The organism is Mesorhizobium sp. B2-3-13, from assembly GCF_006442195.1.
Taxonomy (GTDB): domain Bacteria; phylum Pseudomonadota; class Alphaproteobacteria; order Rhizobiales; family Rhizobiaceae; genus Mesorhizobium; species Mesorhizobium salmacidum.
Window position 1 is genome coordinate 164135 of sequence record NZ_VFVQ01000011.1, and the last position, 11053, is coordinate 175187.

The 11053-nt window shown below is 63.0% G+C and carries 9 protein-coding genes; 8 read left to right on the forward strand and 1 reads right to left on the reverse strand.

Annotated elements, in window-relative coordinates; all coding sequences use genetic code 11:
• Nucleotides 1-14: 14 nt before the first annotated feature.
• Nucleotides 15-842 (forward strand): oxidoreductase, encoded by an 828-nt coding sequence (locus FJ941_RS15495; RefSeq protein ID WP_140506837.1) that lies wholly within the window; start codon nucleotides 15-17, stop codon nucleotides 840-842.
• Between the two features lie 36 nt (nucleotides 843-878).
• Here FJ941_RS15495 and FJ941_RS15500 read toward each other — a convergent pair whose 3' ends face one another.
• Nucleotides 879-2489 (reverse strand): phosphoenolpyruvate carboxykinase, encoded by a 1611-nt coding sequence (locus tag FJ941_RS15500; protein WP_140506839.1) that lies wholly within the window; start codon nucleotides 2487-2489, stop codon nucleotides 879-881.
• A 344-nt stretch (nucleotides 2490-2833) separates the two neighbouring features.
• Between FJ941_RS15500 and FJ941_RS15505 the strand changes: the two genes are divergently transcribed.
• The 7 genes from FJ941_RS15505 (at nucleotide 2834) to FJ941_RS15540 (ending at nucleotide 11050) form a co-directional block, all read left to right on the forward strand.
• Nucleotides 2834-3535, forward strand: a complete 702-nt coding sequence (locus FJ941_RS15505; protein WP_010912942.1) for a response regulator transcription factor — start codon at nucleotides 2834-2836, stop codon at nucleotides 3533-3535.
• Nucleotides 3536-3618: 83 nt separating this feature from the next.
• Complete coding sequence (locus tag FJ941_RS15510) at nucleotides 3619-5403, forward strand: sensor histidine kinase (protein WP_140506841.1); 1785 nt, start codon at nucleotides 3619-3621, stop codon at nucleotides 5401-5403.
• Between the two features lie 12 nt (nucleotides 5404-5415).
• Complete coding sequence (locus FJ941_RS15515; RefSeq protein ID WP_140506843.1) at nucleotides 5416-5874, forward strand: HPr kinase/phosphorylase; 459 nt, start codon at nucleotides 5416-5418, stop codon at nucleotides 5872-5874.
• A gap of 164 nt (nucleotides 5875-6038) precedes the next feature.
• On the forward strand, nucleotides 6039-6440 hold the full coding sequence (locus FJ941_RS15525; RefSeq protein WP_010912939.1) for a PTS sugar transporter subunit IIA: 402 nt from the start codon (nucleotides 6039-6041) through the stop codon (nucleotides 6438-6440).
• A complete protein-coding gene (locus FJ941_RS15530; RefSeq protein WP_015314359.1) occupies nucleotides 6437-6733 on the forward strand; it encodes an HPr family phosphocarrier protein in 297 nt (98 codons plus the stop codon). The genes FJ941_RS15525 and FJ941_RS15530 overlap by 4 nt, the downstream gene beginning before the upstream one ends.
• Before the next feature lie 172 nt (nucleotides 6734-6905).
• Nucleotides 6906-8306 (forward strand): adenosylhomocysteinase, encoded by a 1401-nt coding sequence (gene ahcY / locus FJ941_RS15535; RefSeq protein ID WP_140506845.1) that lies wholly within the window; start codon nucleotides 6906-6908, stop codon nucleotides 8304-8306.
• A 188-nt stretch (nucleotides 8307-8494) separates the two neighbouring features.
• On the forward strand, nucleotides 8495-11050 hold the full coding sequence (locus FJ941_RS15540; RefSeq protein ID WP_140506847.1) for a PAS domain-containing sensor histidine kinase: 2556 nt from the start codon (nucleotides 8495-8497) through the stop codon (nucleotides 11048-11050).
• Nucleotides 11051-11053: the final 3 nt, after the last annotated feature.

Consider the following 11053-nt stretch of genomic DNA (forward strand, 5'->3'; position numbering starts at 1 on the left):
AAAGCTTGCGGGTCATGTCACAGAAAACCTTCTTTATCACCGGCGCGAATTCCGGCTTCGGGTTGGCCATAGCTTCTGCCGCTATCCGGATCGGCCATACGGTGGTTGGCGCCGTTCGCTCGGAGACATCACGCGCAGCGCTCGCCGACGTTCTCCCCGCAGTTCGACCGGTACTGTGCGACGTAACGGAATTCGACATCATACCCGACGTCGTCAGGCAGGCGGAGAACGAACATGGACCGATTGACGTGCTGATCAACAATGCCGGCTACGGCCACGAGGGAGTGCTTGAAGAGTCGCCGATCGAAGAGATGCGGCGTCAGTTCGACGTGAATGTCTTCGGCGCTGTCGCCGTCGCCAAGGCTTTCCTCCCCCGGTTTCGCGAGCGACGTCGTGGATTCATCGTCAATGTCACGTCGATGGGAGGCATGATTACCATGCCGGGCATCGCTTACTATTGCGGCAGCAAGTTTGCGCTCCAAGGCATATCGGAAGTGATGCGTTCGGAAATGGCCCCGTTCGGCGTCCGCGTGACCGCGGTCTGCCCCGGCTCCTTCCGGACGGACTGGGCTGGGCGATCAATGGTCCGCACAGAGAGATCAATTACCGACTATGACGCACTTTTTGATCCGATACGGGAGGCGCGACAGGTAAAGAGCGGCAAGCAGCTCGGTGACCCCGACAAACTGGCAGCCGCCGTTTTAGGCCTGGTCGAATCCAGTGACCCGCCGCCGCAGCTTCTGCTTGGCAGCGATGCCCTCAAGCTCGTGTCGGACAGAATCGAACGTCTCCAGCAGGAAATCGAGGTGTGGAAATCCGTCACCGTCTCGACCGACGGCTGACGGCATGCGGTCCGACATCGATGTTCTGCCCGGCGCCTATTCGGCGGCTTCCTGCATGCGGGGCGCCGCGCCCATGACGGTTGCATCGACATGGCTTTCAAATTTCTCGAAGTTGACGGCGAACATGCCGACCAGCCTTGCCGCCTGCCGGTCGTAGGCAGCCTTGTCGATCCAGGTGGAGCGCGGATCGAGAATGGCGCTGTCGACGCCAGGCACCGCCATCGGCACCTCGAAGCCGAAATTGGCATCCGTGCGGAACGCGCCTGCCTTCAGCGAGCCGTCGAGGGCGGCGGCGAGCAGCGCGCGCGTCGCCTTGATCGGCATGCGCTTGCCGGTGCCGTGGGCGCCACCGGTCCAGCCGGTGTTGACCAGCCAGCAATCGGCGCCATGGCGCGCGATCAACTCGCGCAGCAGATTGCCGTATTCCGAGGGATGGCGCGGCATGAACGGCGCGCCGAAACAGGTCGAGAAGGTCGCTTCGGGCTCGGTCACGCCCTTTTCGGTGCCGGCCACCTTGGCCGTGTAGCCGGAGAGGAAATGATACATCGCCTGCGCCGGCGTCAGCCGAGCGATCGGCGGCATCACACCGAAAGCGTCGGCGGTCAGCATGATGATGTTCTTCGGGTGATTGGCGCGTCCGGTCTTCGAGGCATTGGGGATGAAGTCGAGCGGGTAGGCGCAGCGTGTGTTTTCGGTGAGCCGGCCGTCATTGAAGTCCGGCACGGCGTCGGCATCGAGCACGACGTTTTCCAGCACCGTGCCGAAGCGCTGCGTGGTGGCGAAGATCTCCGGCTCGGCTTCCGCCGACAGCTTGATGGTCTTGGCGTAGCAGCCGCCTTCGAAATTGAAGATACCATGCGGACCCCAGCCATGTTCGTCGTCGCCGATCAAAGTGCGCGACGGATCGGCCGACAGCGTGGTCTTGCCGGTGCCCGACAGGCCGAAGAAGATGGCGGCATCGCCGGCCGGTCCCTCATTGGCCGAGCAGTGCATCGGCATCACGCCCTTCTCCGGCAGGAGGTAGTTGAGCATGGTGAACACCGACTTCTTCATCTCGCCGGCGTAGGAGGTGCCGCCGATCAGCACGATCTTGCGCGTCAGGTCGACGGCAATCACGGTTTCGGTGCGGCTGCCGTGACGGGCGGGATCGGCGCGGAAGGACGGCAGGTCGATGATGGTCATCCCGGGCACGAACTGTTCGAGTTCGGCCGCGTCGGGACGGATGAGCAGGTTGCGGATGAACAGCGAGTGCCAGGCAAATTCCGTGATCACCCTGGTGCGCAGGTTGAGCTCGGCGTCGGCACCGCCGACCAGATCCTGCACGTAAAGGTCCTTGTCCGCGGCATGGGCCTGGAAATCGGCGAGCAAAACGTCGAATTGGGCCGGCGAGATCGCCTTGTTGTTGTCCCACCAGACTTGCGGTTCGGTGGCGCCGTCGCGAACGACGAACTTGTCCTTGGGAGAGCGACCGGTGTGCTGGCCGGTCTCGGCGACAAGCGCGCCATGCGCGGTCAGCCGGGCTTCACCGCGCCGGATCGATTCCTGGTAGAGGGCGGCCGCACCGAAATTATAGCGCACCGTGCCGGAGGTTTTCAGACCGATACGATCGATCGCGCAGGCAGGATTGCGTTTGCCGAATTCCGACATTTGGTGACCCTTCTCAAGATTTGCCGCATCTTTGCCGGCATATTTCCGGCACACCTACTAAGCAGGTTAGATGGTCAGAACCAGAAAAGGCAAATGATATCAAATATTTAATCGATTTAAATATTTTGAAAGTTGTTTAAATCGTTTATATATGCAAAAAGTTCGGTGGTTGCCCAAAGGATTGGCGGTGCTCGTTCGTCCAATCGGTGTCGAGGTAGAATTGTGGCCGCCGGCACGCCGCTCGTGACAGCGGACAAGGCCTATGCCACATTTTGTACCTAATTTGTCCTGCAAAAGCCCCTTCTCTACGACAGAAGGGACAGCTCATGAGGGAGCCGCTTGAAATGGCAACAATCGCGCTTGTCGATGACGACCGCAACATTCTGACGTCGGTGTCGATCGCCCTCGAATCCGAGGGGTATCGTGTCGAGACCTATACGGATGGTGCGTCCGCGCTGGAAGGCCTGGCGGCCCGGCCGCCGAATCTCGCCATCCTCGACATCAAGATGCCGCGCATGGACGGCATGGAGCTTCTGCGCCGGATGCGCCAGAAATCCGACCTGCCGGTGATCTTCCTGACCTCCAAGGACGACGAGATCGATGAATTGTTCGGTCTCAAGATGGGCGCCGACGACTTCATCCGCAAACCGTTCTCGCAGCGCCTGCTTGTCGAGCGGGTACGCGCCGTATTGCGGCGGGCCAGCGCCCGCGAGGCCGCGGCAAAAGCGCCGAGCCAGCAGGCCCGCTCGCTCGAGCGCGGCCAGCTCGTCATGGACCAGGAACGCCATACCTGCACCTGGAAGGGCGAACCGGTGACGCTCACCGTCACCGAGTTCCTGATCCTGCACTCGCTGGCGCAACGTCCCGGTGTGGTAAAAAGCCGTGATGCTCTGATGGATTCGGCCTATGATGAGCAGGTCTATGTCGATGACCGCACGATCGACAGCCACATCAAGCGGCTGCGCAAGAAATTCAAGGCTGTCGACGACGACTTCGAGATGATCGAAACCCTTTACGGAGTCGGATATCGGTTCCGCGAAGCGTAATTTGATGTATGTCGAGCAAAAGCGGCCTCCGGCTTGGGGCTGCGACATATTTCAAACCTGGGACTAGCGGGAGCTGCTATTCGATGGCAGTGGAAGCACAGCGAAGCAGGCCGACGGGCGCCGCCAGGCGGCCGTCGCGCATCATGCCTTCCTTCGTGTCGAAAATCACGGTACCGATGCGCCGGTTCCTCGGGCACCACATCTTTTCCAGCCTGACGCGGCGCATCCTCTTCCTCAACCTTGCCGGCCTGGCGGTGCTCGTCACCGGCATCCTCTATCTCAACACCTTCCGCGACGGGCTGATCGACGCGCGCGTCGAAAGCCTGATGACGCAAGGCGAGATCATCGCCGGGGCGATCGCGGCGTCGGCGACGGTCGAGACGGACTCGATCAGCATCGACCCGGAAAAGCTGCTCGAGCTGCAGGCCGGCGAAAGCCTGGGGCCTGGCTCGGACCAGCTCGACAACCTCGATTTTCCGATCAATCCCGAGCGCGTGGCGCCGGTGCTGCGGCGACTGATCTCGCCGACCCGCACCCGCGCCCGCATCTATGACCGCGACGCCAACCTGCTGCTCGATTCGCGCCATCTCTATTCGCGCGGTCAGATCCTGCGCTACGACCTGCCGCCGGTGGACGAGGAAGAGCCGGACCTTGTCGAGCGCATCCAGAAGTTCATCTTCGACTTCTTCCGCAACACCGACCTGCCGGTCTATCACGAGCAGCCGGGCGGCAATGGCGCTGCCTTCCCGGAAGTGGTGAAGGCGCTGACCGGCAGCCCGTCGACCATCGTACGCGTCTCGGAACAGGGCGAGCAGATCGTCTCGGTGGCGGTGCCGATCCAGCGTTTTCGCGCGGTTCTCGGTGTGCTGATGCTGTCGACCGAAGGCGGCGATATCGACAAGATCGTCGCGGCGGAACGCAAGGCGATCCTGCGCGTCTTCGGCATCGCGGCGCTGGTCACGGCCATCTTGTCGATGCTCCTGGCCTCCACCATCGCCAACCCGCTGCGCCGGCTGTCAGCCGCTGCCGTGCGGGTCAGGCGCGGCGTCAAGAGCCGCGAGGAAATCCCCGACTTTTCCGACCGCCAGGACGAGATCGGCAATCTGTCGATCGCCGTACGCGACATGACCAACGCGCTCTATGCGCGCATCGAGGCGATCGAGAGTTTCGCCGCCGATGTTTCGCATGAGCTGAAGAACCCGCTGACGTCGTTGCGCAGCGCCGTCGAAACATTGCCCCTGGCGAAAAACGACACCTCACGCGCGCGTCTGATGGAGATCATCCAGCATGACGTCAAACGGCTGGACCGTCTCATCACGGACATTTCCGATGCCTCCCGCCTCGACGCCGAACTGGCGCGCGAGGACGCGGGAACCGTCGACCTGAAGAAATTCGTTACCGACCTCGTCGCTGTTTCGCGTGAAACGACGCGCAACAAGAAGGCGGTCGAGATCGAGCTCAAGGTTGCCAAGCTGCCGCAGGGCGCCAAGGGCTATGTCGTCGTCGGCCATGATCTGCGCATCGGCCAGGTCATCACCAACCTGATCGAGAACGCCCGCTCCTTCGTGCCGGAGGACCATGGCCACATCAGCCTGTCGCTGGCGCGCGCCGGCAAGTTCAACATCCTGACCGTCGATGACAATGGTCCCGGCATCCGCGCCGACAACATCGACCGCATCTTCGAACGCTTCTACACCGACCGGCCCGCCGGCGAGGCGTTCGGCCAGAACTCGGGCCTTGGCTTATCGATCTCCAGGCAGATCGTCGAGGCCCATGGCGGTACGCTGACCGCCGAAAACATTCCCGGCACCAAGCCCGGCGAGATCAAGGGCGCACGCTTCGTCGTGACGCTGCCGGCCGAGGGATGATCGCCGATCGTTATGGATTGCGCCGTGCGGCCTGAGAACATTCATGCGACGGCACTGCTGATGGGCGAGCGCGGCATTCTCATCACCGGCTCACCCGGGTCGGGCAAGACAACGCTGGCACTGACGCTGATCGACCATTGCCTGCAACGCGGATTGTTCTCCCGGCTCGTCGGCGACGATCAGCTCTTTGTCGAAGCCCATGCGGGGCGGCTGGTGTGCCGTGCACCCGCCACCATCAAGGGCCTGGCCGAAGTTCCACGGCTTGGGCCACGGCCCCTGCCATTCGAGCCGGCCTGCGTCGTCGACCTGCATGTGCGGCTGCTGCCGGCAGTCGAAATCGCACGCTTCCAAGAGGACGCCAGCGACAAGATCGCCGGCTGCGCGGTGGCGCGCATCGATCTGGCCGAACGCAATGTCGCCGCCGCCTTGGCCGCCGTGATGGCGCGGCTGTCGATCGCGCCTTTTCTATGATCCGCCCTGGGTTTTTTGCTGCAATGCGTCAAAATGGCATGGGCCGGCGCAATTTTGGGCTTGTCAACGGGCCTCGCGTCGACAAGATAGCGCTCCCGCCGCCTGGATTGGCTGGCGAGCATAAAATGCGCCTGTGAAGCGGCGATGACGGGAGCCACCAAAGAATGATCGGACTCGTGCTTGTAACGCACGGTCAACTGGCCACCGAGTTCAGACATGCCGTCGAACATGTCGTCGGGCCACAAGACAATTTCGAAACCGTGGCGATCGGTGCCGACGACGATATGGAGCAGCGTCGCCGCGACATCGTCGATGCGGTCGCCCGTGTCGATACGGGGGCAGGTGTGATCGTGTTGACCGACATGTTCGGCGGCACGCCATCCAACCTTGCAATCTCGGTGATGGAGTCCGGCCGCACCGAAGTGATCGCCGGCATGAACCTGCCGATGCTGATCAAGCTGTCGTCGATCCGCAAGGGCGATAACATGGCGGCAGCGCTCGACGAAGCGCAGGCCGCGGGCCGCAAATACATCAACGTCGCCAGCCAGCTTTTGAGCAGCAAATGAGCACGCTGTCGCCTGACAAGGACCAGATCGTCCGGGAGTTTCCGATCGTCAACCAGCGCGGCCTGCATGCGCGCGCTTCGGCGAAATTCGTCCAGCTTGCCAGCGGCTTCAACGCTTCAGTCCATGTCGAGAAGGACGGCGTCAAGGTCGGCGGCACCTCGATCATGGGCCTGATGATGCTGGCCGCCAGCCCGGGATACTCGATCCGCGTCACCGCCAGCGGCCCCGAGGCGCTCGAGGTCATGGATGCGCTGGAGCAGCTTGTCGCCTCTCGTTTTGGCGAGGAGTGCTGACCTCGAAGTCGGCCCTCCAGGACATGCACGAATAAAGATTTCTTTATATCCCATTGTCGCGCGAAGCCTGATCTGCTAGTCAGGCCGGCAATTCGCGCCCTTGGAAATGTCTTCCGGCACGGCGCATCCGCTAACAATTCGCAAGTATGACAATTCGCATCGGAGCACTGCCATGACGGGTAGCAAGGACTATGTGGTCGCCGACATCTCGCTTGCCGGCTGGGGCCGCAAGGAACTCGATATCGCCGAAACCGAAATGCCGGGCCTTATGGCCTGCCGCGAGGAATTCGGCGCCAAGAAGCCGCTCAAGGGCGCGCGCATCACCGGCTCGCTGCACATGACCATCCAGACGGCGGTGCTGATCGAGACGCTGAAGGTGCTCGGCGCCGACATCCGCTGGGCTTCCTGCAACATCTTCTCGACCCAGGACCACGCCGCCGCGGCCATCGCCGAGGCCGGCATTCCGGTCTTCGCCGTCAAGGGCGAGAGCCTCGAGCAGTACTGGGACTACACCGACAGGATCTTCCAGTGGGCCGATGGCGGCCTCTCCAACATGATCCTCGACGATGGCGGCGACGCCACGATGTACATCCTGATCGGCGCCCGCGCCGAGGCCGGCGAGGACGTGCTGTCCAATCCGCAGAGCGAGGAAGAGGAATACTTCTACGCCCAGGTCAAGAAGCGCCTGAAGGCTTCGCCGGGCTTCTTCACCAAACAGAAAGCGGCGATCCGCGGCGTCACTGAAGAGACGACGACCGGCGTCAACCGGCTCTACCAGTTGCAGAAGAAGGGCCTGCTGCCCTTCCCGGCCATCAACGTCAATGACTCGGTCACCAAGTCGAAGTTCGACAACAAATATGGCTGCAAGGAATCGCTTGTCGACGGCATCCGTCGCGGCACCGACACGATGATGGCCGGCAAGGTCGCGGTCGTCTGCGGTTATGGCGACGTCGGCAAGGGCTCGTCGGCCTCGCTCAAGGGTGCGGGCGCCCGCGTCAAAGTCACCGAGGTCGATCCGATCTGCGCGCTGCAGGCCGCTATGGACGGCTTTGAAGTGGTCACGCTGGAAGAGGCGGCCCCGACCGCCGACATCGTCATCACCACCACCGGCAACAAGGATGTCGTTACCCTCGACCACATGCGTTCGATGAAGGACATGGTGATCGTCGGCAACATCGGCCATTTCGACAACGAGATCCAGGTCGCGTCGCTGCGCAATTTGAAGTGGACCAATGTCAAGCCGCAGGTCGACATGATCACCTTCCCGGACGGCAAGCGGATGATCCTCCTGTCGGAAGGCCGCCTGCTCAATCTCGGCAACGCGACCGGCCATCCGAGCTTCGTCATGTCGGCCTCTTTCACCAACCAGGTGCTGGCCCAGATCGAGCTGTTCACCAAGGGTGAGCAGTACCAGAACCAGGTCTATGTGCTGCCCAAGCATCTCGACGAGAAGGTCGCGCGCCTGCATCTCGACAAGCTCGGCGCCCGCCTGACCGAACTATCGGGCGAGCAGGCAGCCTATATCGGCGTCACACCGCAGGGTCCGTTCAAGCCGGAACACTACCGCTATTAACCAAATCCGGATTTACCACTAGATATTGACGCCGGGCGATTGACTTTTCGCCCGGCTTTATTTTTGCACCGAATGATTCTTCACGCCGATTCCGGCAGGCGCTATTGTTGTGATTCGCGGATCCGGGGACGAGGATCGGCGTACGCATCAGGGCGGTCTTGCATTCAGGCGGCGAAGAGGACCAAGACATGCCGGGGGATAACCCGCTTCAGGCGGGAAAGGCCGTTTCCGGCGGCCATGACGAGTCGAGGACCATGGGCTCCGCCCCGCGAGGCGAGCGCCTTTCATGGCGCGCCCGTGCGGGATTGTTTCTTGCCGGCTCCGCTCTCGCCTGCCCCTTGGCGGGCGCGGTCGCGCATGCCCAGACCGCCGGCGCCGCCGTAGCCAGTCTTTCGATCAGCACCATCGAGGTCGTACAGCTGGCGGTGTTCGTCGGCGTGACGGGTACGGCATTCCTGTCGGCCATCGTTCTCATCCGCGAACGGGCGCGTACCTCGGCGGAGAATGTCGAGCTGAGAAGCCGCGTCGCCGACGTCAGCGCGGCGTTGCGGCGTTCGGAAGCGCTGCTCAACCTGCGCGATCAGCGTGTCGTCGTCTGGGCCTCGGAAAACAAGAAACCCGAACTCATCGGCACATTGCCGACCGAAAGCGGTGCGCCGGAGGAACGGGCCGCGTTCCTCGCTTTTGGCCGCTGGCTGATGCCGCGTTCGGCGGCGGCACTCGAACATGCCGTGGCGGGTTTGCGCGAAAAAGGCAGGCCGTTCGACCTGGTGATCGAATCCCAGGCCGGCGCTCCACTGGAAGTGCATGGCCGCAAGAGCGCGGCCCATGTGCTGGTGCGGTTTGTCTCGCTTTCCGAGACGCAGCGCAGCCAGGCCCGGCTCAAGATCGACAACCAGCGGCTGGCCACCGATCATGACACGATGATCGGGCTGCTCGAGGCGCTGAAGATGCCGGCATGGCTGCGTGACGAGCATGGCCGCCTGAAATGGGTCAACCGGGCCTATGCCGACGCGGTCGAAGCCGAGAGCGCGGAAGCCGCGGTGCGTGACGCCAAGGAATTCCTCGGCGGCCAGGCGCGCGAGGTCATCGCCACGCAGCACAAATCGCATCCGGTATTCGAGCAGTCGCTTTCGACGGTGATCGAAGGCGACCGCCGCGTGTTCGCCGTGACCGACTTTGCCGGCGCCGACGGTTCGGCCGGCCTTGCCTGCGACACCAGCGCCATCGAGGCTATCCGTGGCGAATATGAGCGGACCGTGCGCAGCCACGCCGATACGCTCGACCAGCTCAACACCGCTGTCGCCATCTTCGACACCGACGAGAAGCTGCGCTTCTTCAACCAGGCTTTCCAGAAACTTTGGGGGCTCGACAGCGGCTTCCTGCACAGCGCGCCCGACAACGCCCTTTTGCTCGACCGGCTGCGCAGCGAGGGCAAGATCGCCGAACAGCCGGAGTGGCGCCGCTGGAAGGAAGGCCTGCTCAGCGCCTATCGTGCGGTCGAATCGCAGGAACACTGGTGGCACCTGCCGGATGGCAAGACGATCCGCGTCGTCGCCAACCCGCAACCCAAGGGCGGCGTCACCTGGGTGTTCGAGAACCTGACCGAGAAGATGGATCTCGAAAGCCGCTACCGCACCGCGGTTCGGGTCCAGGGCGAAACGCTCGACAATCTCGCCGAGGGCGTCGCGGTGTTCGGCCCGGACGGCCGGCTGCGGCTATCGAACCCGGCCTTTGCCACGCTGTGGGGATTGGACGCGGAAGCCGCCAAGCCCAATGTGCACGTATCGGCCATACGCGAGCTGTCCGATCGGCAAGCGGTCGAGAGCCCCTGGCCCGGCTTCGTCGCCGCCATCACCGGTTTCGACGACGAGCGCCGCGACCGCCACGGCCAGACCGAGCTCAACAACGGCACCGTGCTGCGTTACGCCGTGATCCCGCTGCCCAACGGGCAAGTGATGATGACCTTCGTCGACGTCACCGACAGCGTCCACATCGAGCGCGCGCTCAAGGACAGGAACGAGGCCCTCGAGAAATCAGACCAGCTCAAGAACGAATTCGTCCAGCATGTGTCCTACGAACTGCGGTCGCCGCTGACCAACATCATCGGCTTCACCGAGTTGCTGTCGCTGCCGGCGACGGGCCCTTTGACGCAGAAGCAGCGTGAATATGTCGAGCATGTCGGCTCGTCCTCATCGGTGCTGCTGACCATCGTCAACGACATACTCGACCTGGCGACGGTCGATGCCGGCATCATGCAGCTCGATATTTCCGAAGTGCATGTCGACCGCACCATCGCGGCCGCCGCCGAGCTTGTCGCCGACCGGCTGGAGGAGCATTCGATCCGGCTCGCGGTCGACGCCGCCGCCGCGCCGAAGACCTTCCATGGCGACGAAACCCGCATCCGCCAGATCCTCTACAATCTGCTGAGCAACGCCGCCAATTACGCGCCGGAGGCCAGCACCATCCGGCTGGCATGCCGCCAGCTGGCGGACGGAGTCGAGTTCTCGGTTCACGACGACGGGCCCGGCATGCCGCCCGACGTGCTCGATTCGGTGTTCCGCCGCTTCGAGCCGCGCGCCAATGGCGGCCGCCGGCGCGGCGCTGGCCTCGGCCTGTCCATCGTCAAGAGCTTTGTCGAACTGCATGGCGGCGCCGTTCGCATCGAAACCGGCAGGGATAAGGGCACGACCGTCATCTGCACCTTTCCCGACATGCCGGGTATCCGCGCAGCGGCCGAGTAGCGC